The organism is Desulfobotulus pelophilus (assembly GCF_026155325.1).
Taxonomy (GTDB): Bacteria; Desulfobacterota; Desulfobacteria; order Desulfobacterales; family ASO4-4; genus Desulfobotulus; species Desulfobotulus pelophilus.
Genome location: NZ_JAPFPW010000001.1, coordinates 345,125 through 368,032 on the forward strand (window position 1 = coordinate 345,125; position 22,908 = coordinate 368,032).

The 22,908-nt window shown below is 51.9% G+C and carries 17 protein-coding genes; 14 read left to right on the forward strand and 3 right to left on the reverse strand.

Annotated elements, in window-relative coordinates; genetic code table 11:
• Together OOT00_RS01550 and OOT00_RS01555 are read right to left on the reverse strand one after the other, a co-directional pair.
• A complete protein-coding gene (locus OOT00_RS01550; protein ID WP_265423530.1) occupies window positions 1–1,119 on the reverse strand; it encodes a response regulator in 1,119 nt (372 codons plus the stop codon).
• On the reverse strand, window positions 1,112–4,609 hold the full coding sequence (locus OOT00_RS01555; protein WP_265423531.1) for a hybrid sensor histidine kinase/response regulator: 3,498 nt from the start codon (window positions 4,607–4,609) through the stop codon (window positions 1,112–1,114). Before OOT00_RS01555 ends, OOT00_RS01550 begins: the two co-directional genes overlap by 8 nt.
• A gap of 333 nt (window positions 4,610–4,942) precedes the next feature.
• On the opposite strand from OOT00_RS01555, the gene OOT00_RS01560 reads away from it, so the two are divergent.
• From OOT00_RS01560 to OOT00_RS01620, 13 genes are all read left to right on the forward strand, one after another.
• The gene (locus OOT00_RS01560; RefSeq protein ID WP_265423532.1) at window positions 4,943–5,140 is read left to right on the forward strand and encodes a hypothetical protein; all 198 of its coding nucleotides are present in this window, start codon (window positions 4,943–4,945) and stop codon (window positions 5,138–5,140) included.
• 114 nt (window positions 5,141–5,254) lie between these two features.
• Window positions 5,255–6,427: an acetyl-CoA C-acetyltransferase gene (locus tag OOT00_RS01565; RefSeq protein ID WP_265423533.1), complete on the forward strand. Its 1,173-nt coding sequence runs from the start codon at window positions 5,255–5,257 to the stop codon at window positions 6,425–6,427.
• A gap of 94 nt (window positions 6,428–6,521) precedes the next feature.
• The gene (locus OOT00_RS01570) at window positions 6,522–7,373 is read left to right on the forward strand and encodes a 3-hydroxybutyryl-CoA dehydrogenase (RefSeq protein ID WP_265423534.1); all 852 of its coding nucleotides are present in this window, start codon (window positions 6,522–6,524) and stop codon (window positions 7,371–7,373) included.
• A gap of 112 nt (window positions 7,374–7,485) precedes the next feature.
• Window positions 7,486–8,646: an acyl-CoA dehydrogenase family protein gene (locus tag OOT00_RS01575; RefSeq protein WP_265423535.1), complete on the forward strand. Its 1,161-nt coding sequence runs from the start codon at window positions 7,486–7,488 to the stop codon at window positions 8,644–8,646.
• Between the two features lie 148 nt (window positions 8,647–8,794).
• The gene (locus OOT00_RS01580; RefSeq protein ID WP_265423536.1) at window positions 8,795–9,769 is read left to right on the forward strand and encodes a CoA transferase subunit A; all 975 of its coding nucleotides are present in this window, start codon (window positions 8,795–8,797) and stop codon (window positions 9,767–9,769) included.
• Window positions 9,769–10,581 carry a CoA-transferase subunit beta gene (locus OOT00_RS01585; protein WP_265423537.1) on the forward strand — a complete coding sequence of 271 codons (813 nt, stop codon included), beginning with the start codon at window positions 9,769–9,771 and terminating at the stop codon, window positions 10,579–10,581. Before OOT00_RS01580 ends, OOT00_RS01585 begins: the two co-directional genes overlap by 1 nt.
• A 114-nt stretch (window positions 10,582–10,695) precedes the next feature.
• Window positions 10,696–10,989: a hypothetical protein gene (locus tag OOT00_RS01590; RefSeq protein WP_265423538.1), complete on the forward strand. Its 294-nt coding sequence runs from the start codon at window positions 10,696–10,698 to the stop codon at window positions 10,987–10,989.
• Complete coding sequence (locus OOT00_RS01595) at window positions 10,968–12,107, forward strand: enoyl-CoA hydratase/isomerase family protein (RefSeq protein WP_265423539.1); 1,140 nt, start codon at window positions 10,968–10,970, stop codon at window positions 12,105–12,107. The genes OOT00_RS01590 and OOT00_RS01595 overlap by 22 nt, the downstream gene beginning before the upstream one ends.
• Before the next feature lie 21 nt (window positions 12,108–12,128).
• A complete protein-coding gene (locus OOT00_RS01600) occupies window positions 12,129–12,914 on the forward strand; it encodes an enoyl-CoA hydratase-related protein (RefSeq protein ID WP_265423540.1) in 786 nt (261 codons plus the stop codon).
• A 102-nt stretch (window positions 12,915–13,016) separates the two neighbouring features.
• Complete coding sequence (yiaY, locus tag OOT00_RS01605; RefSeq protein WP_265423541.1) at window positions 13,017–14,165, forward strand: L-threonine dehydrogenase; 1,149 nt, start codon at window positions 13,017–13,019, stop codon at window positions 14,163–14,165.
• Window positions 14,166–14,307: 142 nt separating this feature from the next.
• On the forward strand, window positions 14,308–15,549 hold the full coding sequence (locus OOT00_RS01610; protein WP_265423542.1) for an L-lactate MFS transporter: 1,242 nt from the start codon (window positions 14,308–14,310) through the stop codon (window positions 15,547–15,549).
• A 192-nt stretch (window positions 15,550–15,741) separates the two neighbouring features.
• On the forward strand, window positions 15,742–18,132 hold the full coding sequence (locus OOT00_RS01615) for a methyl-accepting chemotaxis protein (protein WP_265423543.1): 2,391 nt from the start codon (window positions 15,742–15,744) through the stop codon (window positions 18,130–18,132).
• Between the two features lie 288 nt (window positions 18,133–18,420).
• Window positions 18,421–20,817: a sigma 54-interacting transcriptional regulator gene (locus OOT00_RS01620; RefSeq protein WP_265423544.1), complete on the forward strand. Its 2,397-nt coding sequence runs from the start codon at window positions 18,421–18,423 to the stop codon at window positions 20,815–20,817.
• A gap of 147 nt (window positions 20,818–20,964) precedes the next feature.
• Here OOT00_RS01620 and OOT00_RS01625 read toward each other — a convergent pair whose 3' ends face one another.
• Window positions 20,965–21,111, reverse strand: a complete 147-nt coding sequence (locus OOT00_RS01625) for a hypothetical protein (protein ID WP_265423545.1) — start codon at window positions 21,109–21,111, stop codon at window positions 20,965–20,967.
• 589 nt (window positions 21,112–21,700) lie between these two features.
• On the opposite strand from OOT00_RS01625, the gene OOT00_RS01630 reads away from it, so the two are divergent.
• Complete coding sequence (locus OOT00_RS01630; protein WP_265423546.1) at window positions 21,701–22,897, forward strand: ABC transporter substrate-binding protein; 1,197 nt, start codon at window positions 21,701–21,703, stop codon at window positions 22,895–22,897.
• The last annotated feature ends 11 nt before the right edge of the window (window positions 22,898–22,908 follow it).

A 22,908-nucleotide genomic window follows, 5' to 3' on the forward strand; every position in this document is an offset into this window, starting at 1 on the left:
CTATCGAAGGCTATGGCTGCCATCCTGAAAACGCAGGGCTATCTGGCGGAAAGTTTCAGATTCTTTCATAAATGCCTGGAGGACGTGAGGGTCAAAATGATGGGGCAGGGTGCGGCCGTCCCCCTGACTTATTATGTGTACGGCCTTTTCATGGGAAAAGGCCTCCTTGTAGCTTCTTTTGGAAATAAGGGCATCGTAGATGTCGGCAATGGACATCAGGCGGCCGGAAATGGGTATATCGTCTCCCCGGAGGGCTCTGGGGTAACCGGAACCATCCCAGCGTTCATGATGGGTATGGGCGATTTCAGCGGCTACACTGAGAAAGGAATTCTGACCGGAAAGCCCTTTTTCAGCCTGACGGAGGGCATCATGCCCATAAATTGTATGGCGTTTCATTTCCTGGAACTCCTCTTTTGTAAGAGGTCCTTCCTTCAGAAGAATACGATCCGGAACGCCTACCTTGCCGATATCATGGAGGGGGGCAGATTTAAAAAGCTGGTCGATGTAGTGTGTGCTGTCCAGCTGGTGGCGGAAACGGGGATGGTGACGAAGATGGCGGGCAAGGGTCCGGACATAGTGCTGGGACCGGCGGATATGCTCTCCTGTTTCCATGTCCCGTGTTTCTGCCAGAGAAGCCATGCACTGGATGGTGACATCCTGGGTGCGTTCCAGTTCCATGGTACGTTCGCGTACACGGTCTTCCAGTGTGGCATTCTGCGTTGAGAGAGCTTCCTGGGCCAGCTTGAGGGCAAGATGGTTGCGGATACGCATGCGAACGATGGGCGGGTTAAAGGGTTTGGTGATGTAATCAACGGCCCCGAGGGCCAGTCCTTTGTGTTCATCCAGGGCTTCACTCATGGCGGTAATGAAGATGACGGGTATGTTGCGGGTTCTCGCATCCTGTTTCAGGCGTCGGCAGACCTCAAAACCGTCCATTCCGGGCATCATGATATCCAGCAGAATCAGGTCCGGAAGGCTGGTTTTCGCATGTTCCAGTGCTGTCGGTCCGTCAATGGCGACCATAACCTCGTATTCCGGCCCCAGCGTATCAAGAAGCAGGTCGATGTTGGTCTCTGTGTCATCTACTACCATAAGGGTGCAGTCTTCGGGTCTACGCATGGGTTTCATCCTCCAGCATCCGGATCAGTTTTTGTACTTGGATGAGTGCATCCTTAAGCTGATAGGTTCTGACCTGACGCAATATGCGGTTCACATCCGCTGCATAGGGAGATGGCCAGTTGTGTTTTTCCAGCTCTGCCATGATGGGGGCACAGCGCTTGGGTTTCAGGTTGGCAACTTCCGGTTGCAGTCGTCTGAGGCAATCCAGGAGTTCCTCACTGGTTCCGGTGAGAAGATGGATCTCTTTCGGCATAGGCTCCGTAAGACCCTTGAGTCCTTCAAGGGTGGCTGACATTGCCGCATCAAAGTCCAGCCATGTTTTTAGAAGCGTTTCTTTTTCCGTAGGTCTGCGAAGCAGCATATCGAGACTGCCTGCATGGGTAAAAACGGAATCCATTCCAAGATTACCGGAAACCCCCTTGAGGGTGTGTACGGTCATCTGCGCCTGCTGCAGATCCCCTTCTTCAAGGTTTCTTCGTATGCTGTCAGAAATATCGGCGTATTCTTCCCTGAATCTGGAAAGCAGTTCCATGTAAAGTTCGAGGTTGTCGCCAGCGCGGGTGATGCCCGATGCGGTATCAATGCCAGGGAGCAGAGTCAGATTTTCCTGTCTTTCCGGCGGACCGCTGGCAGGGAAGGAGGCTCGGGTGGTTTCCTGAAAATGACGGGGAAGCCAGCGGATGATGGTGGCAAAGAGCTGGGCAGGGTTAACGGGCTTGGGAACATGATCGTTCATGCCGGCCAGTATGGCCGCTTCACGGTCCCCTACCATGGCATTGGCAGTCATGGCAATAATGGGGAGTTTTTCCTGCCCGGCTGTGTTGCGAATCTGACGGGTTGCCTCGTATCCGTCGAGCTCAGGCATCTGGACATCCATGAGAACCATGTCAAAATGATATTCCAGCACTTTGTGCATGGCCTCCCGCCCGTTGACCGCCGTTGTGACTCTGGCACCGGCGCCGGTTAGCAATTCTCTTGCCAGCTGCCGGTTGAGTTCGTTGTCTTCTGCAAGCAGGATATGAACACCATCCAGCCGGGGCAGGGTATTTTCTATGGAAAAATCCTTTTGAGAATGGGTTTCCTGAGGGATGCAGAGGGCTTCCAGCGTGCTGTCCATGAGATCGGAAATGGTAAAGGGCTTGAACAGAACTCCGTCAAGGAGTTGTCTGTCTTTTTCCCGCAGATCTTTGCCGAAAGCTGTGACGAGAAGGAGTTTTGGTTTGGGGTCAAGGGTATTTTCCCGTATCCAACGGGCAAGATCAATACCGCTCATGCCGGGGAGTTTCCAGTCCAGAAAAAAGAGATCATAGCATGTCTTTTCTGTCTGCAGGTGCTGGAGGGCTTTTTCACCGTCGGCAAAGGATCGGGGCCGCATGGAAAGGGTTTCCGTATATTCTGACAGAACCTGGCGGCTGGCTGCGTTGTCCTCCACAATCATTACCCGCAGATCCCGAAGAACGGGCGCAAGGCTTGTTTCTCTTCCCGGCTGGCTGTGACATGGAGCCAGCCATACGTCAAAGGAAAAGGTGCTGCCTTTTCCAGCCTCGCTCGTTACGGAAATCTGACCGCCCATCATTTCCACAAGGCGTTTGGAGATACTCAAGCCCAGTCCGGAGCCCTCGTAACGGCGGGTCATGGAGGCATCCACCTGATTGAAAGGCCGGAACAGTTCAGCCTGCTGCTGCTCGGTCATTCCGATGCCTGTGTCCTGCACGGAAAAAAACAGCTGTATGCCCTCTGGTGTCTTTTCTCCGGGGTGGACAGAGAGGGTAATCTGGCCTTTTTCCGTAAATTTAACGGCGTTGCTGACAAGGTTGATGAGAATCTGACCGAGGCGCAGGGGATCACCTACGCATTGTGATGGTATTTCCGGATTTGTGATGAAAATAAGTTCAAGATTTTTTTCATGGGCCTTTAATGCTGTCTGGTTGGCAAGGCGGGTAAGAATTTCGTCCATACGGAAAGCAACAGCCTCCATTTCCATATGGCCGGCTTCAATTTTGGAAAAATCCAGGATGTCGTTGATAATGCGGAGCAGAGAGTCCGTGGCGGTTTGGATTTTTTCAAGATAATCCTTCTGCTTTGGAGAAAGGGCCGTCTTGAGGGTAAGGTAGGTCATGCCCATGATGGCGTTCATGGGTGTTCTGATTTCGTGACTCATGTTGGCAAGAAAACGGCTTTTCGCTTCCGTTGCCGCATCAGCCAGGTCTTTGGCACGGGCAAGTTCCTCGTTTTTAACTTCCAGCTCACGGGCAAAAAGGTTCAGAACTTCTGCATTTTTTTCTGCTTTTTCTTTAGCTGCTTTGAGTTTTTCGTTGGCCTGCTGAAGGGCGGCTGTGCGCTCCAGAACCCGGCTTTCCAACAGACGGTTGGCACTTTTCAGAGCCGCTTCCGCTTCTTTGCGTTCCGAGATGTCCTCCAGCATGCCCTCCACAAAAGGCAGCCCTGTTTCCGGGTTTTTTTCCACACGGGCCTGTATGGCCCCCCATATTTTCCTGCCGTCTTTTCTTCTCAATCGGGTTTCAAAGTTTTGAATGGTCCTGCCGGATTCAAGCTGCTGACGAATGGCAACCGGTATTTCTGGGTCCACAAAAAGCTCATTTTCAAAGTTATCCACAAGGTGCATCATTTCATCAATATGCCGATATCCGAAGATCCGGGCCATGGAGGGATTGATGTTGATGATACGTCCGGAGAATGTAATCTGAAAAATCCCTTCCAGGGCATTCTCAAAAATGGATCTGTATTTTTTTTCGGAAATAAGAAGGGCTGTTTCCGCCTGCTTCCGTTCCCGTATCTCTGCCTTGAGCTGATCCGTATGGGCAGCAATGCGGGTGGCCATGGTGTTGATTTCAGAAATAATGGCGTTGATATCTTCCTGGGGGACAGGGGGAATGGCGCTGTCAAAATTTCCTGCGGCAATGGCTTTGATATTGCGCAGCAGGGAGTCCAGGGGACCTTGCAGCAGGGAAGCCATGAGAAGCTGGATGACCAGGATAACCAGTGCTGTGGAAAGAAGGACAATGATGCAGACCATACGGATAAGGGTGCTCTGCATATCACGGATGCCTTCTCTGGAAAACCAGACTTCAACCGATCCGATGGAAAGGAGGGTGCCGTCATCCCGGATCTGTTCCATGGTGCGGGTCTTGCGGAAGGTGTGGGGGTTGTTGGGGTCAGGCATATGGGCAAAGACAACGGTATTCGGGCTGAAGATAACCCGCAGGCCTGCCATATGTTCGGTGTGCAGGTAGGCGGTGGCTATGCGTGTGGTGAGGTCGTTATCCAGCTGCCATGCCGGGCCGGACAGAACGTGGGCAATTTCCTGGCTGATGGCTTGGGCCTGTTCCTGCAGGGCTTTATTGGATTGATGGGTAAGGTAGATGTAGTAGATGGTTCCCAGAATGGAAAACAACAGACAAAGGGAAAGGGAAAGCCCTGAAATAAGGTCTCTGGAAAGGCTTCGTCTGGAAAATCCGGGAAGGGGCATGGGATAAGCTCGCGGAAGGAAGTGGATGGTTCATACCACGGAAATACGAATAAACCCTGTTTTTAAGAATGTATACCAATCTTTCCATACAGGCAAACAGGAATCGTATGATTTGGATGGGGCCGTTTCCTTATGATGTGGAAAAGGCAGGATGAGAATGCGGGCTGTGTCTGTCATCTCGTGTGAGGGCGGTTTCGCCACGCCAGTGGATTTGTGTGGGGCTTTGACAATATGTTTTTTTATAACAGTGGTTTATTTGCTATTTTCCGGAATGGTGTCTGTGGCGGATTCGCCACTTTTCCAGGCCGGATCTTTGAGAAAAAAAGGACTGCTATGAAGAAAACTCTTTTTTTATTTGAAAAAATCTTTGTTTATCAAGCCTTTATCTTTTTGAAGCTGGTGGGCTTCGGGCGTGGCATTGCCATTGCAATAGTCCTTTGGACAGACAAGCAAGCAGTCTGGTTTTTGGTGTCTCCTTTGGTGGTGTACACCGGCACACGCCTCCTGATGTGCCGGTGTACACATAAATAAAGGAGCCCTGTTGTCGGCAGATGCCGGGTGGTCCGGTTTTGATCGGCCAAAACTCATAATAAAAACGTATGTTTATGATCGCATACCTTCAGGGGAAAGACGGGGAGTTGAGCCATGAAAGAAGCGGTAATTGTGAGTGCCTGCCGGACACCGTTGGGGGCGTTTAACGGATCTCTTGCCAGCCTGGGAGCTGTGGAGCTTGGGGCCATTGCCATTCGTGAAGCTGTGAAGAGAGCAGGTATTGATGACAGGGAGGTGAATGAGGTCATTATGGGGCAGGTACTTCCCTGTGGCTGCGGGCAGAATCCAGCCAAACAGGCGGTTGTACGTGCCGGGATGCCTTGGGAGGTGGAAGCCCTTACCATCAACAAGGTGTGCGGTTCCGCCCTGAAGGCCGTCATGCTGGCAGCCCAGGCCATTGCTTTGGGGGATGCGGACGTGGTGGTTGCCGGTGGAATGGAGAGTATGAGCAATGCACCGTATTTTCTTCAGAAAGCCCGTTTCGGTCTGCGTATGGGGCATGGAGAAATTAAAGATGGCATGATCCATGATGGTCTGTGGGATCATGTGAATAATTTTCATATGGGCATGAGCAATGAGATCTGTTCGGATAAATGGGGTGTTACCCGTGAAGAACAGGACAGGTATGCCGCAGAGTCCTATCGCAGGGCCAATGAAGCGAAGAATTCGGGCCGTTTCAAGGATGAGATTGTACCTGTGGAAATCAAATCCCGTAAAGGCGTTAACGTTTTTGCCGACGATGAATCCGTGAAGGAAACTCCCTATGACATGCTGGCTGCCATGCCGGGAGCATTTAAAAAAGGTGGTGTGGGAACGGCGGGAAATGCGTCTATCATTGCAGATGGTGCCGCAGCCTTATGTGTGATGAGCCGGGAAAAGGCCGAAGCCCTGGGGTGTGAGATACTGGCTACCATCGGCGCCCAGGCTTCCTACGGAATAGAGATGCAGTATGTACTTATGGCACCCCTTTGGTCCATCCCCAAGTGCTGCGCTAAAGAGGGAATAGGGATGGAGGCCATTGATCTTTTTGAAATCAATGAAGCTTTCAGCGGCACGTCCTTTGCCATCAACCGGGAGTTGAATCTGGATCCTGCCAGGGTCAATGTGAATGGCGGCAGTGTGGCCATCGGTCACCCCATTGGTGCTTCCGGCGCGCGGGTTCTCACAACTCTGCTGTATGAAATGAAGCGTCGGGATGCCAGAACAGGCCTCGCGTCTCTTTGTCTGGGCGGTGGAGAGGCGGTTTCCATGATAGTAAAAAGATAAGCCTGATCGATTGGGTCGGAAGAAGGCCGGTACGCGTCACAGAAGATGTCTGGGAATAACCGGAGCCTGATAATTGTGAAAGGAGAGCTTGATAATGGAAATCAAAACCTTTGGTGTGATCGGTTCAGGACAGATGGGGGGGGGTATCGCACAGGTGGCAGCTGCCAGCGGGCTTACTGTCATTGTGATGGATATCAATGATGCTGCACTGGAAAGAGGAATTGGGCTCATTGACAAAAATCTTTCCAGAAATGTGGAAAAGGGGAAGATCAGTGCCGGGGATAAGGATGCCATTCTGGGCCGTATGAAGACCGTAACCAGCCTTGAAGGGCTTGAGCCCTGTGACTATGTGGTGGAGGCAGCAACGGAAAATGAAGGCCTGAAGTTTACAATCTTTGAAGATCTGGACCGCATCTGCAGGCCCGGTGCTATTTTGGGTACCAACACTTCTTCCATCCCCATCGGCCGTATTGCAGCGCGGACAAAACGCCCGGAAAAAGTTATTGGCATGCATTTCATGAACCCTGTGCCTGTAATGAAGCTTGTGGAAATTATCCGGGGAATCGCAACGGATACGGAAACCTTCCGAGTGACCTGGGATCTTTGTGTAAAATTTGGAAAAACACCTGCCGAAGCCAATGATTTCCCCGGATTCATTGCTAACCGTATCCTTATGCCCATGATCAATGAGGCTGTGTTTGCCCTGTATCACAGCGTTGGCAGTAAGGAAGACATTGATACGGTGATGAAGCTTGGCATGAATCATCCCATGGGGCCCCTTGAGCTTGCCGATCTTATCGGTCTGGATACCTGTCTTGCCATCATGGAAACTCTCTATGACGGTTTCTGTGATTCCAAATACAGGCCCTGCCCTCTTCTTCGTAAATACGTGGAAGCCGGATGGATGGGCCGGAAAACCGGAAAGGGTTTTTACGACTACCAGTAGCCATGGAGCTGGCACCGGCTGGTTCGGGTGGATATGCCGGTGCCAGACTTTGGATGAGGCATCGTCCCGTATGCGATGCGTGGAAAAGAATGATCACTGAACGGGGGCAGTCATGGCATTTGAAATCAGCAAAGAGCAGAAAATGATTCAGAAAATGGCTCGCGAATTTGGTCGTAAAGAGTTGGCGGAAGCGGCTATGGATCGGGATCATACCGGTGAATATCCTAAGGAAATTCTTCGTAAAATGGGGGAGCTGGGACTTCTTGGCATGCTGGTACCCGAAGAGTACGATGGAGAGGATATGGGAACCGTGGCCTATTCCCTGGCGTTAACGGAAATTGCTTATTATGACGCTTCCGTGGCCGTTATCATGAGTGTACATAATTCCATCGGATGTGGCAGTCTTGTGCGTTTCGGCAGCAATGAGCAGAAGGAAAAATATCTCAAACCCATGGCAAAAGGTGAGATTATCGCAAGCTTCGCCCTTTCCGAGCCCGAGGCGGGCAGCGATCCTGCGGGTATGACAGCTACGGCGGAAAAAGACGGAGATTCTTATGTGCTGAACGGAACCAAGCGCTGGATCACCGGCGGTGCGACATCAGGGGTTTTCATTATTCTGGCTAAAACCGATCCGTCGGCAGGGCATAAAGGAATTTCAGCTTTTCTCATTGAACCGGATACACCGGGTTTCATCGTAGGACGCAAGGAAGAGAAGATGGGCCTGAAGGGATCGGATACCACGGATCTGATTTTTGATAACTGCCGGGTTCCGGCAAGTACCTTGCTGGGTAAGGAAGGGGAAGGTTTTCTCGTTGCCATGAGCGGCCTGGACGATGGGCGTATCGGTATCGGATCCCAGAGCCTCGGTGTGGGCATGCGAGCCCTGGATCTGGCTGTGGATTATGCCAGACAGCGCCACCAGTTCGGTAAACCCATTGCGGCCAATCAGGGACTGCGCTGGATGATCGCAGATATGGCCACGGAAGTGGAGGCAGCGCGTCTTTTGGTCCTCAATGCGGCAGCCATGAAGGACAGGGGGGAGAAATGCTCCAAGGAAGCATCCATGGCAAAGATGTATGCCTCCGAAATGGCCAATCATGTGGCCGCCCAGAGTCTTCAGATTCATGGTGGTTACGGGTATACCAAAGAATTTGAGATCGAGCGTCTGTACAGGGACGCAAGGGTTTTTACCATTTATGAGGGAACCACGCAGGTACAGAAGATTGTTATCAGCGGTGAGGTCATAGGGGATAAGAAACGCAAGAAGAAGTAGGGGGCGAAGGCGGTGCATGCGCAGAGTCCTTTTTTCTGGCGCACTGAGTAAACAGCGTTTTGCTTCTTGGCCCATGTAAATATGGCGAGGTTTTGGTTTATTGTCTTGGGCGGAATAGAAGCCAGCTTTCTTTATGAAGGAGGAGAAAATGGCCAAACCCGGAAAAATGAATCTTCAGGAGGCCGTTGCGCAGATACCCGATGGTGCAATGCTGACTTTCAGCGGTTTTACCATCTGGCGGCGCCCCATGGCGGCTGTCTACGAACTCATCAGGCAGGGGAAAAAGAATCTTCACCTTGTGGAAGTGAACGGTGGAACCCATTCCGACCTGCTGATCGGAGCCGGTTGTGTCAAGATTTGGGAAAGCTGCTGGATCGGTCATGAGCTGTTTGGGAAAATAGGTGCGAACCTGGCCCGCCGTGCGGAAGCCGGCGAGGTGATTATTGAGGACTACAGTCATGTACAGATTCTGTATCGCATGGCTGCCGGGTCCATGGGACTGCCCTATCTGCCCACCTATGCCAGCATGGGAACGGATATGCTCAATCCGGCCTATGACCATCTCAGAATTGCAGGCTTACGGGACGGCAGCAATCCCAAAATTCCTAAGAAAAAGTACGAAATTGTGTCGGATCCCTTTTACGGAGGAGAACTGCTGCATATGCCTGCAGCGAATCCGGACTGGTGCATTGCCCATGTCCAGATGGTGGGTGAGGAAGGAACGGTACGGGTGGAAGGGCAGCTCTACTCCGATTCCGAAGCCATTAAGGCTTCAGACAATGTCATCATTATCGCGGAGCAGATTGTCAGTGAGGAGTATATCCGCAGAGAACCGTCCCGTAACCTTATTGCGGGTCATCAGGTTTCCTGCATTGTGGAGCAGTCCTGGGGAGCCCATCCCACAGGATGTTTCGGCTGTTATGAAACCGATGGCAGTTTTATTCAGAATTTTTTTAAAAAAACGCGGTCTCAGGAAGGTCTGGATGCCTGGGTCAAGGAATGGATCCATGATATTCCCAACTTTGAAGCCTACCTGGAAAAAATCGGTATCACGCGACTGGAACAGCTGCGGGCAAACCCGGCCTTTGGATATTCCACCACAATCAAAAGGGGGACACGCTGATGAATTGGGACACGACCCTTGCTAAAACAGGTGAATTCAAGCCCATCGATCTGCTGGCAGTGGCGGCGGCCCGTGAAGTGACGGATGGTGATGTGGTGTTTGCAGGTACGGGCCTTCCCATGCTGGCCATTGGTCTGGCCCAGCGGACAGCGGCACCTACGGCAGTCTGCATTTATGAGGCGGGCAGTGTGGACGGCAGGCCTGTTTCCCTTCCCACCTCCGTGGGAGATGCCCGGTGTATCTACCAGGCTTCCGTTGCTTCCGGGCTGTTTGATGTGTTCAACCAGCTCCAGAGGGGTGTTGTGGATCTGGCCTTTCTCGGTGGTGCGGAAGTGGACAAGTACGGAAACGTGAACACAACGGGTATGGGTAAGTACGGGATTGTTCCCGAAAAACGGCTCACCGGTTCCGGTGGGAATTCCGACATCAATGGCCTTGCTAAAAAAACCGTGTTCATCATGGTGCAGGAAAAAAGACGATTCAAGGAGCAGGTTGATTTTGTGACCTCTCCCGGATGGCGGATTCCTAAGTGGCCTTCGGGTGAAATGGTGCCCAAAAAGGAAGTGTACAACAGGGCTTTTCGGGGTGGACCTGAGGCTGTCATTTCCAACATGGGGGTGTTTCGGTTTGACGAGAACGGAGAAATGTATCTGGATACCTATCATCCCGGATGTACGCCGGAACAGATTCTGGAAAACTGCAGTTTTGATCTCAATATAAGCCGGGTTCGGGGTGAAACAAAGCCGCCGAGTCTTGGCGAGCTGGATATTCTGTATCATCAGATCGACCCGGAAGGTATTTTTCTTCCGTAATCGATGTGCCGGTGCATCCCCCGCACCGGTTTTCTCCCCCCATGCCGGGGATTTCTGAAAGGATCCCCGGCTTTCTCCCCGATTATCAGAATAAGGGGTCTAGAGGAGGTCGGAATGCATGAGGCTTTTTTTTCCACCCCCCGGTGCTGGCAGAGTTTCTGGGTACGGGATACGGCCCTGTTGTTTCGGCTGGCTTCTCCCCTTGGCCGTTTTTGTCGTTTGGGCGTGGTTGTGGTCTGGAGTTTTGGAAAAAATCCGCCATCCCTTCCCGATACCTTTGGCATGGTAAGAGATCCTGATGCCGTGGCAGCCATTCTTTGTCTCCCCGGTGATGCCAGGGTGCTGGGCTTCCTGCCCCTTGCACGGCCGGAAGAAGGAGAGGGCTTGTGTGGAGGTATGACGGCATGAGCGATATCCACCTTGCCTTTATTCCCGTTGGAAACGGCAGAAAAATACTGTGCATCCGCATCGAGGCGGAGGAACGTCTGAATACTCTGCGCATGGAGACCACGGCAGCCATTGGCCATGCGGTACGCCGGGGCGATGAGGATGCCAGTGTTGTTCTGATCTGGCTGGAGGGTGCCGGTGAGAAAGCTTTTTGTGCGGGCGGAGATGTCAGGACGTTATCCCGTATCTATAAAGAAGGAAATCGGGAGAGCGTTCTTGCTTTTTTTGCTACGGAATACCGTACGGATTACGGCGTTCATATGGCAAAAACCCCTGTTCTTTGTTTTGCCCATGGCATTGTGATGGGAGGCGGCATCGGTCTGCTTGCAGGAAGTCGTCACAAGGTGCTGACCAGCGGAGCAAGCCTTGCCATGCCGGAAATATCCATAGGCCTGTTCCCGGATGTGGGGGCTACCTGGTTTCTGAACCGTATGCCCAGAGGCTGCGGGCGTCTACTTGGGCTGGCTGCCTACCGAATGGATGCGGCAGATGCCTGTTTTGTTGGGTTGGGGGATCGGGTGGTCCGGGAGGAGGACAGGGATGGGATTTTTGAAACCCTGCAGGGCCTGCAATGGACGGGTAATCCCGAAAAGGATGCGGAATCCGTGGATGCGGTTCTCGCTCATTTTGCCCTGCCTCTGGAAACCGGCCTGCTTGCGGAAAAGCCGGATTGCCTCCGCAAACTGGCAGATGCTCCTGACCCTGCATCCTTCCGGGAAATACTGAAAGAGGCCGCAAAACGGGAAGCCCGTTTCATGCAGGCAGTTGAAAGCTACGATAAAGGAAGTCCCTTCAGTATACGGCTTACATGGGAACAGCTGGCAGCGGGCAGGCATCTTTCACTGAAGCAGGCATTCTGCCTGGAATTGATTCTTGCGGCCCGTTGTGTGGAACATCCGGATTTCCACGAGGGTGTTCGGACACTTCTGGTGGATAAGGATCAGAAGCCCCGCTGGAAAGATAAGGATACGGGCAGTGTGGATGTCCTTGAAATCCGGCGTTTTTTTACACCGCCCTGGTCTTCTCTGCATCCTTTGCGAGACCTGCGGGATCCCGCACTGGTATCCGGGTGGGCATGAATCCGTAAGAGAGGAAAAAAAATGGAATGGAAGAATCTTATCTACGAAAAAGATGCCGGTATCGTCCGCATTACCCTGAACAGACCCAAAGCGCTGAATGCATTGAATGCCGATCTGATTGCAGAGTTGGATGGCCTTCTGGATGCCCTGGAAAAGGACAGGGAAGTGCGGGTCGTTTTGCTGACGGGAGCCGGTGACAAGGCCTTTGTGGCCGGTGCGGATATTTCCGAACTGGCTCATATGGACAGTTTTTCTGCGAGGATTTTTGCGGAGGCAGGACAATCCATGATGGCAAAAATTGCCCGGCTTCCCATGCCTGTCATTGCCGTTGTGAATGGCTTTGCCCTTGGAGGCGGATGTGAACTGGCCCTGGCCTGTGATTTTATTTATGCCTCGGAAAAAGCGGTTTTCGGACTTCCCGAAGAAACACTGGGACTGATACCGGGGTTCGGCGGAACCCAGCGTCTGGCGAGAAAAATTGGTGCTGCCATGGCCATGGAGCTGATTTTTACGGCAAAACGCATTAAGGCGGAAGAGGCCATGGTCTTGGGCCTGGTCAATCGTGTGGTGCCTGCGGATCATTTGATGGAAGAGGCGCAGAAGACAGCCCTGTCCATTGCATCCATGGGACCTGCCGCCATCTCACTGGCCAAGGTGGTTGTGCATAAAGGTATTGAGGTGGATCTTGTTTCGGGTTGCTACATGGAAAGAGAGGCTTTTGGTCTCTGTTTTGCCAGCCCGGATGCGGGGGAAGGGACAGGAGCTTTTTTGGAAAAGCGAAAAGCGGTTTTCAGCAAAAGTCGTTGAGAAAACGTTTTTCAACGGTTTGCAGGAATCCTGCGCATGAAAGCCGGGAGCCTGCATTGTTGGTGCAGGGCCAGAGTCATCCCGAAGAAAGGAGCATTGCTTATGTCGAGCACGTTTTTTATTCCTGCTGTTAATTTAATGGGCGCTGGATGTCTGAGTGAGGCCGCTGATGCAATACAGGCCCATGGATTTAAAAAAGCCCTCATCGTGACTGACAAGGTGCTGAATCAGATTGGTGTCGTTAAACAAGTTGCCGCATTACTTGATGATCGAGCCGTTGATTGTGTGGTGTTTGATGGTACACAACCTAACCCGACGACTGACAACGTGGCACAAGGACTACAATTGCTTCAAGGCAGCCAGTGCGACTGTGTTATTTCCCTAGGCGGTGGCTCACCACATGACTGTGCTAAAGGCATTGCGTTGGTTGCTGTCAATGGTGGTCATATTAGTGATTATGAAGGTGTTGATCAGTCTGCTAAGCCGCAGTTGCCATTAATTGCAATTAACACTACCGCGGGGACAGCCTCAGAAATGACCCGTTTTTGTATTATCACCGATGAAGTTCGCCATATTAAAATGGCTATAGTTGATAAGCATACCACGCCGATTATGTCTGTGAACGATCCTGAATTGATGCTCGCAAAACCCGCGTTATTGACTGCCGCAACAGGGATAGACGCATTAACTCATGCTATTGAGGCGTATGTTTCGACGGCAGCCACACCGATTACCGATGCGGTTGCCTTGAAGGCGATAACCCTTATTCAGCAACACCTGCGCACTGCCGTTGCTGACGGACAAAACCTAGAGGCGCGTGAGCAAATGGCTTATGCACAGTTTATGGCTGGCATGGCGTTCAACAACGCATCCTTGGGCTATGTGCACGCCATGGCCCATCAACTTGGCGGGTTTTATGATCTGCCACATGGTGTGTGCAACGCAGTTCTGCTCCCTCATGTTCAACGTTATAACGCACAAGTTTGTGCGGGGCGTTTGCGTGATGTGGCAACGGCTATGGGCGTAGATACAGTCGCCATGAGTGATGAGGAAGGCTCGAAGGCAGCGATTCAAGCGATTCAATTGCTTTCTGCCGATGTCGGTATTCCAGCAGGGCTTTATGAGCTGGGCGTGAGAAAAGAAGATATGGATGTATTAACAAAAAATGCCCTCAATGACGCTTGTGGCTTTACCAATCCGAAACAAGCGACACACGAAGAAATTGCTCAAATTTTTATGGAAGCCATGTAAGGTCTCCACTTTTATAGAGGCCGATACACAAAACGACGCGAGTTACTCGGGCCCTTTTTTTATCGGGTTATTTAGGCCACGCTTATCGTTAATCGCTTCTGCCTTCTATTATTGATGGCGTTGCAAGTGAAGGGGGAAAATCATGCAGGATAAAGTCTTGTTCAATCGCTGGCTGGTTGTGGCTGGAGCCTGTCTGATGCAGGCCATTCTGGGTGCCGTATATACCTGGAGCCTTTTTAATTCAGCATTGGTAGAAAAGTTCGGATGGGACCGGGGGGATGTGGTGTTCACCTTTTCGGTGACCATGGTTTCTTTTACCATTGCCGTACTGGTGGCAGGCCGCGTGCAGGATAAGCTGAAGCCCAGAAATGTGGCCATCGTTGGTGGTATTGTTGCGGGTATAGGGGTTTTTCTTGCTGGAAAATCCGTTTCCATCATGGGTATGTATCTTACCTACGGTGTGATTACCGGCTTTGCCATGGGGGCGGTTTACGTTGTACCTGTGGCTACCTGTGCCAAGTGGTTCCCGGAGAAGAGGGGGCTTGTTACCGGTCTGAACCTTGCTTTTGTGGGGGTAGGCGGTATGGCATTGAAACCCATTATCGTATGGCTGATTGCCAACGTTGGCGTTTCGGAATCCTTTGCCTACCTTGGTCTTGCCTATGGTGTACTGATCATCATCGGTGCCTTTTTCATGGTTCAGCCTCCGGCTGGCTATGTGCCTCCTGGCTATACCCCGCCCAAAGAAGGTGTGGTACAGTCCGGTAAGGTAACCCAGTCTGCGAAACAGTATACCCCTTCGGAAATGATGCGCACGCCTCAGTTCTATTCTCTGACCCTGATTTATTTTTTCGGTGCGGCAGCGGGTCTGATGGTAATCAGCATTGCTGCCAATATTGGTATGGATCTGGTGGGTCTCACCCTTGCGGATGCAGGGAATGCGGTAGTCACCATTTCCCTCTTTAACGCCCTGGGACGTTTCGGCTGGGGTGCTATTTCCGACCGTATCGGCCGTATGCAGTCTTTGGCAGTGATGTCCTGTGGTTTTGTGGTGGTGATGCTTTTCATGTCCCTTGTTCCCATGAATTATGCCACCTATCTGATTTCCACCTGTATTGTCGGTTTCTGTTTTGGTGGTTATCTCTCCACCACTCCTTCCGTTGTAACGGACTGGTACGGCACGAAAAATGTTGGTAATAATTACGGTATCGTTTTTCTTTCCTATGGTGTTGCAGCCATGTTTGCTCCCAGATTTGCCGTTCAGCTGGGCTATACAGCAGCTTTTATGGTGGCCGCCGTACTCTGCGGTATTGGTGCCTTCCTTGCCTTCACCACCCGTCCCCCCAGACAGGAGGCCGTTGCAGGGAAAACCGTACGAGCATAATCCCCCCATGATTCAATGAGCCGATCCGAACAGTATGTAAGAGAAGCAGGTAAATGACCGCAGACAGGGCTGGTTCCCTTCTGCGGTCATTTCTTATGGCTTTTACCCATACCACGGCTCTGCTATGATGACATCATTACTGATGATTTTTTTGTGATGGTATCGGAACTTTTTATCTGGGAGAGGATTGGTATGAAGGCCCTGGGGATTCGTTTGAAAATGGTGGCAGGTATTTCCCTGCTTCTCTTGCTTGTGTGTTTCATGGGAATATTCGGTTATCAGCGTCTGGTGGATGTGGTGCACTATGCGGAGATCAAGGATGCGGGGGACGAAATTTTTACGCATATTCAGGATGCAAGGCGACATGAGAAGGATTATCTGCTGTTTAACGACGAAGCCCATTATCATCTGCTGCAGGAAACCTTTGACCAGATAGAGAGCAGGGCTCTGGCCGTTCGCCAGCTGGTGGGCGGCAGTGGTGTACTGGGCGGCGGTATCGCCGGTGTGCTGGAGAGCATTGGCGCATACAGGGTGGCGGCGGACGAGATGCGTGCAGGTAAGGAGGCCAATCGTGAGATAACGGAGCGACTCGGTGCCATTTCCGATGAGATTGAGATGGTGGCGGAATCCATGGCTTCGGGAGCCGCCGGAGAAATTGCGCTGGAAGTGGGAAGGACTGGCGGGCAGGAAACGGAAAATGATGCGGTAGAGGGTGTCAGGAATACGGTAGCCATCGCCCATGGTCTTTTGCAGTATTTTCATGAAACCGGTATGAGCCGGGAAAGGGCTTTTGCCGCCCTGCGAAGTCTTCGATTTGGCGATGGGCTGTATTTTTATGTGCTGGATCAAAGAGGGCGTTTTGCCGTGCATGGTACAGTTCCTGAACTGGAAGGACGGCATGCGGATATGTTTGTGGATCCTGTAACCGGCAATTCCTTTCTTGTGGAGTTGCTGGAGCATATCCGTGGGGAAGAGGAGGGTTTTGTGCGTTATTCATGGCCTGCTCCGGGAGACAAGGGGGGGATGGAGCGTAAAATAGCCTATGCCCGGTATTTTGAGCCATGGAAGGTGAGTGTGGGCAGCATTATTCTTGTGGATCAGGTGGAGGAAAGAACGGAGATTTTCCGAAATGTTGTGGCAGAGGGTATTGAGCGATATGCCAGGGCACGGGATATGGAAACCCTTACCCTGAAAGGGCGTATTGCTGCTCTTTATTACTATTTTACCAACAGTTCCGATGTGGATGATGTGGAGTGGTATCTGTTGCAGGCCCGTAATATTCCCGGTGCTGGCGAAGAAATGGCCCTGCTGGTGGATCAGTATCTTGCGGGTTTCGAGCAGTGGCAGGTTCTTCGGGAGAGGGACAGGGAACTGCAGGAGGAAATTCGTGTGGTGGCACGTTCCGGAAGAGATTCCGTACAGGCTGTGGCCGACAGGGTTCATGGCTTTTTTGATAATGCGGCTGCCGCGGGCAGAAACGGTCTTCTGGTGGCCATGTTTTCAGGCTTGATTGCCGGAGGGCTGATAGCGGCTTTTCTTCTGCGGTCGGTGACCAGGCCCATTCAGGCAACGCGGGATATGCTGCAGGATATTGCGGAGGGAGAGGGTGATCTGACCCGGCGTCTGGAAGTTGGGACCCGTGACGTGCTGGGAGAAATGGCTGCATGGTTCAATCGCTTTGCAGAACGTATTCGTTCCATGGTGGCGGATGTTGCCGGACATGCGGCCAGCCTTGGGGACTCGGCGGCGGATCTTTCCGGTCATGCCGATGCCATGGGCAGGGAAATGGAGCGCAGCCGGAGTCTGTCTGTGCGTATCGAAGAAGCGGTCGAGGAAGCCAGTGAGGATATGCAGACCGTGGCGGCAGCCATGGAGCAGGCGTCTACCAATCTGGAAATGGTAGCCGCATCCAGTGAGGAAATGACAGCTACCATTTCAGAAATTGCCATCAATGCGTCAAAGGCAAGGGAAATATCCGAAGTGGCTGTAGGGCGTGGGACTACGGCTGTGGAGCGGATGACAGGTCTGGGGCTGGCAGCCCGCAGTATTGATGCGGTGACCGAGGCCATTGAAGATATTTCTGCCCAGATCAATCTTCTGGCCTTAAATGCCACCATAGAAGCTGCCAGAGCAGGGGATGCTGGAAAGGGCTTTGCCGTTGTGGCGGGAGAAATCAAGGAGCTGGCCCGTCAGACAGGTGATTCCACCCGGGAAATCAAGGCCCGCATTGAAGAGATTCAGACCGGTACCCGGAGTGTGGAAGAAGAGATCCGTGCTGTGGGAGAGGTACTCAATGAGGTGGAACGTATTGTCAGTACCATTGCCTCTGCCGTGGAAGAACAGTCCGTTTCCATGAGGGAAATGGCATCCAATATTTCTCAGGCTGCTCAGGGAATCGGTGGGGTGAATGAACGGGTGGCGGCATCGTCTCAGCGCACCGATCATATTGCAAGGGATATGCGAACCATGGGTGAGGCGGTTCAGTCCATGGATACTACCAGTACTCAGGTCCGTGCCCAGGCAGCTGCCCTTTCCGGGCTGGCCGGAGATCTGAGAACCATGGTAGGGCGTTTCCGTACCTGATCCGGGAGAGGGGGCTTTTCCCGGTTTCTGTGGAAAGGTGCCTGGATTCTGTATGAGAAGATCTTGCGGAAAATATTTTTTTTTGACTATGGTTCTTTTGGGTTTTGTGCAGGATAATTGATCAGGTTGAATGACACGGTCTGATTTTCTTACCTTTTTCCGGTCCCTGTCTGGGGGCCGGAAAGGGGAATCGTCCAGGCGGTAAAAACATTGTTTACAAGTACAGACAGGTCTTCTTTTTGTTAGGTTTTCGTTCTGAATTTCAGGCTTATCAGCCGGGGGGGATCAATGATCAGGCAAAACCAGAGGGAAGAAAGAAGAGGTCGGGGGGACTTTTCAGGAAAAGAGGGAAGAAAAAATCTTGAAGCGGAGCTGGACCGACTGAATGCGCTGGTCACCCTGCTCCGCCGGTGTAACCATGCCCTGCTGCATGCCAGTGATGAAAAGTATCTGCTGCGTGAAGTTTGCATGGCATTGGTTGCCATGGGACGCTACCGGCTCTGCTGGGTCGGTTATGCGGAAAAGGATGAAGAAAAGAGGGTCCGAACGGTTGCTTTCTGGGGGGATGAGGACTCCTATCTGGACAAGGTCTGTGTTTCATGGGGGGAAAGTGGCCCCGGTTCCGATGCGCCTACGGGCATTGCGATCCGGACAGGCAGCCCCTGCAGGCTGCAGCATCTCGACCGGCAGATGGCCGGTGATGCAGGATCGTGGCAGGCTTCTGTTCAGGGTCGGGATTTTGGATCGGTGCTGAGTCTTCCTCTTATTCTTGCCGGTGCCGGGAGGCCCATGGGAGCTCTGACCTTGTATTCCAGGGATCCCGAAGGCTTTTCCGATGCGGAAGTACGGCTTCTGGAGGAACTTGCCGAGGATATTGCAAGCGGTATTGAACATCTGCATCGCAGGCTGGAACGGTACAGGGTGGAAGAAGCACTCCGGCTGGCGGAAGCCCGCTATGATGGTGTTTTGGAAAATACGGGGACAGGCACCATTCTTATTGAAAATGATGAAAGGATCCGTTTTTGTAACGCTACTTTTGCGAGAATGACCGGCTATACCCGGGAGGAAATTGTCGGGAGAAAAAAGTGGAAAGATTTTGTTGTGAGAGAAGACGTCCGGCGTATGGAGAACTACCATGTCTGGAGACGGGCGGAACCTGGAAGGGCCCCGTCCGTTTATGAATGTCAGTTTTTGGACCGTAACGGAGACGTGCGGGATGTACTGATGAAAGTCGGGATGGTGGAAGGAACGCTGATGAGCGTGGCTTCTTTTATGGATATTACGGAAGCCAAAAGAGCAAGGCATCTTCTGCACGAGCGGGAAATGCAACTGGCGGCGGTTGTCAACCATCTGCCCGGTCCGGTTTTTGTGCGGGATGCAAAGGCAAGAGTTGTTTTTGCCAACCTGCGTCTCATTAATCAGACAGGCTATAATCCCGAGGGTGAATACTGTTACGCAATTTTCTATGGCAGAAAAACGCCCTGTCCGGATTGTCCCGTGGACCGTGTTTTTGCAGGTGAAACCGTGCGAAGGGAGGTTTTTTTTCCGGACGATGGGCGGTGGTATGAGGTGATTTATGCTCCCATATCCGGATTCGACGGTACGGTTGGTCGGGTGCAGGTGGTTTTTATGGATATTACGGAACGTAAAGCAGCAGAATCTGCGCTGATGGTTCGTGAAGAAAGCCTCAGGGAGGAGAACCGGCGTTTACGTTCAGCTATTCAGGAGCGCTGGCGTTTTGGAGGACTTGTTGGGAAAAGCCAGGTGATGCAGGAAGTATATGAAAGAATACTGAAGGCAGCAGCGGGTACCAGCAGTGTGATTATCTATGGTGAATCAGGAACGGGCAAGGAGCTGACGGCCCGGGCCATTCATGATATGAGTGAGCGGGTACGGGGGCCTTTTGTGCCGGTGAACTGTGGTGCCATCAGTGAAAATCTGGCTGAAAGTGCATTTTTTGGACACAGAAAAGGTGCTTTTACGGGTGCGGACCGGGATCGTCACGGGTATCTTGCCGCAGCGGATGGCGGTACCCTGTTTCTGGATGAGATTGGTGAAATCCCTCTGTCCATGCAGGTAAAGTTGCTCAGAGCTCTGGATGGCGGTGGTTTTACGCCTGTGGGAGGAACGGAGGTACTTCGTCCTGATATTCGGGTAATTGCGGCAACAAACCGGAACCTTTATGATCTTTTGCGTGAAAACAGAATGAGGGATGATTTTTTTTACAGAATTCATATTGTTCCCATACGGTTGCCCGCCCTGAGGGACCGCAAGGAAGACCTGCCCCTTCTGATGGATCATTTTTTTACCAAGTATGGTGCCGGTAGGGTACTCCCGCCCATAACGGGAAAGTTGCTGGAAGCGTTTACCAGTCATCGCTGGCCGGGGAATGTACGGGAATTGCAGAATGCGGTTCAGCGCTATCTCTCTTTGGAAAAGCTTGATTTTTTAGGTGAAAGGGACTCCTTTACAGGGGCTGCCGATGAACTGGCCGAAGAGGAGGCGCTGGTTCCACGGGTGGATGCCTATGAAAAAAAACTGATTGTGGACGCTTTGCACCGTCACCAGTGGCATAGGGAGAATGCGGCGGAGAGTCTTGGCATTCATCGCAAGACTCTGTTTACGAAAATGAAAAAATTCGGGCTTCTGAATGAGCATTCCTCCCATGGTGCCGCCCGTTTCTGAAAAGGGGTGTGCTTCCGCTGAGGCTGCATACAAGATCGGAGCTGCGGTGGGCTGATTGTCGTCTGATCAGACTGACGGGCTGGGGATGTACGGAGGCATCATCGGGTGGCTGCCTTTGGCAGGGCTCTGGCAGCCACCCTTTGCTGTTTACTGGGAAATGCCGGATAAAGCCCGCTCAATGAGGGCTATCTGCTCAGAATTATTGGCTGGCTGAGAGTCGTTGTCTGCTGGTTTCACCGGTCCTTTTCTTTTTTCTTCAGCCTGTTTCTGTTCCGGTATATGGGATGCACACATGGATTGAACCTCCTCTTGTTGCGACAATGGAAACACTATATGCTACCCTTTCCCCTGCGGTTGAGCAGGATGCGGCCTGTCCTTTGAACCATGACTCTGACTGGGTACCCTGGCTCACCCATGCTTACCTTTGTTCAGGAGAAGATCAGGCCAGCCATATCCTCTACCATGGCAAAAAACATGATTCAATTCCAAATACGTATGCGTATCCATGGGTGTCCAGTTTGCCGGGTAGGGTGGATCAATATGGAGAAACACTATTCAAACAGGGGATTACCGGATGACGTCTGCTGTTCTTATTCTGGCAAGCTCAGGTGCTGCCAGTTTAAAAAACAGGGAGGTTTTCTCTGCATGTTCATCCGACACTCGATAAGGGCAGGTACCCTTTGTCAGGGCCTTGATTCCCATGGACAATGGCTGTTTGCCACTTGCCCCATATCGTAGCGTAAGAAGGGTATTGTATCCCAGAAACAGCCCCGCCAGTTTGTTTTTTTTTGTGAGGATGCTTGAAACAATAAGGCTTCCGGTGATATTTGTCTTGACATCTGCCGCTGCAGCTATAGTACGCATTGCTTCAATGATGTTTTGTTTGACCATCACCCGTATGTATCAAACCTTTCTTGAGGTGGTTATGCGCATTCTGAGATCAACGGTTCTGACCCTTTTACTGCTTGTACTTCTCATATCAGAATCATGGGCTGGGCAGTATCCCGTAACTCCTGTGACCAACAACGGTGAAAAATGGCGTATAGGCTATCTGGAAGGTGGAATGTATCCCGACTATCAGATCATTTTTTTCAGGACAGTGAAAGGACTGATGGAGCTGGGCTGGATTGGCCCCATGGACCTGCCGGAAACGTACAACCCCAATCACAGACAGGCATGGCAGTGGCTGGCTGAAAATGTTCGTTCGGATTACCTGGAGTTTGTCGGTGATGCATTTTATACATCCGAATTTAAGGCTGATCAGCGTGTCCGGACAAAACAGGAACTGATTGACCGGCTTAGTAAGCAGAACGATCTGGATCTGATTCTGGCCATGGGAACCTGGGCAGGACAGGATCTGGCCAATGATGAGCATTCCACTCCCACGGTGGTGGCCTCCACCAGTGATCCTTTGGGATCGGGAATCATCAAAAGCGCGGAAGATTCCGGATTCAGACATCTGCACGCCAAGATTGAACCTGACCGATATATACGTCAGTTACGTCTCTTTCATGATATTACCCATTTCAGGACCATGGGTATAGTGTTTGAAGACACTCTGGAAGGCCGGACCTTTGCTGCTGTAGCTGACGCCGAACAAGTGGCCAGGGAGCGAGGATTTGAACTGAAAACCTGCCATGCCCGAAACAGTGACATCACTCTGGGGCAGGCCGCCCGGGAAGCGCTTGCATGCTATGAAAATCTGGCACCTCAGGTGGAGGCCATGTATATCACTGTTCATCGGGGGGAAAGTCTGGAAAATTTGCCCAATCTTCTGAACCCATTGCTTAAAAATGGAGTGGCCACTTTTGCCATGCCGGGATCGGAGTTTGTGAAGAACGGTGTCCTTCTGAGTATAGCCCATGCTGACTTTGCCTACGTAGGCAGGTTCCACGCCGAGACCATGGCCAGAATATTCAATGGAGCCAATCCCTCAAGCTTGGAACAAAGGTGGGCCGCGCCATCAAAAATCGCTATAAATTTAAAAACAGCTGAGACCATAGGATTCGATCCTCCCTTTGATGTGCTGGCTGCAGCCGATGAAATCTATGACCATAAAACCGGGGTAAGTCAGCGATGATGCTTGTAATT

Coding starts and splice junctions, on each gene's coding strand:
- OOT00_RS01550 (WP_265423530.1), bottom strand. CDS start 1,119: ATGCGTAGACCCGAAGACTGCACCCTTATGGTAGTAGATGACACAGAG.
- OOT00_RS01555 (WP_265423531.1), bottom strand. CDS start 4,609: ATGCCCCTTCCCGGATTTTCCAGACGAAGCCTTTCCAGAGACCTTATT.
- OOT00_RS01560 (WP_265423532.1), top strand. CDS start 4,943: ATGAAGAAAACTCTTTTTTTATTTGAAAAAATCTTTGTTTATCAAGCC.
- OOT00_RS01565 (WP_265423533.1), top strand. CDS start 5,255: ATGAAAGAAGCGGTAATTGTGAGTGCCTGCCGGACACCGTTGGGGGCG.
- OOT00_RS01570 (WP_265423534.1), top strand. CDS start 6,522: ATGGAAATCAAAACCTTTGGTGTGATCGGTTCAGGACAGATGGGGGGG.
- OOT00_RS01575 (WP_265423535.1), top strand. CDS start 7,486: ATGGCATTTGAAATCAGCAAAGAGCAGAAAATGATTCAGAAAATGGCT.
- OOT00_RS01580 (WP_265423536.1), top strand. CDS start 8,795: ATGGCCAAACCCGGAAAAATGAATCTTCAGGAGGCCGTTGCGCAGATA.
- OOT00_RS01585 (WP_265423537.1), top strand. CDS start 9,769: ATGAATTGGGACACGACCCTTGCTAAAACAGGTGAATTCAAGCCCATC.
- OOT00_RS01590 (WP_265423538.1), top strand. CDS start 10,696: ATGCATGAGGCTTTTTTTTCCACCCCCCGGTGCTGGCAGAGTTTCTGG.
- OOT00_RS01600 (WP_265423540.1), top strand. CDS start 12,129: ATGGAATGGAAGAATCTTATCTACGAAAAAGATGCCGGTATCGTCCGC.
- yiaY (WP_265423541.1), top strand. CDS start 13,017: ATGTCGAGCACGTTTTTTATTCCTGCTGTTAATTTAATGGGCGCTGGA.
- OOT00_RS01610 (WP_265423542.1), top strand. CDS start 14,308: ATGCAGGATAAAGTCTTGTTCAATCGCTGGCTGGTTGTGGCTGGAGCC.
- OOT00_RS01615 (WP_265423543.1), top strand. CDS start 15,742: ATGAAGGCCCTGGGGATTCGTTTGAAAATGGTGGCAGGTATTTCCCTG.
- OOT00_RS01620 (WP_265423544.1), top strand. CDS start 18,421: ATGATCAGGCAAAACCAGAGGGAAGAAAGAAGAGGTCGGGGGGACTTT.
- OOT00_RS01625 (WP_265423545.1), bottom strand. CDS start 21,111: ATGTGTGCATCCCATATACCGGAACAGAAACAGGCTGAAGAAAAAAGA.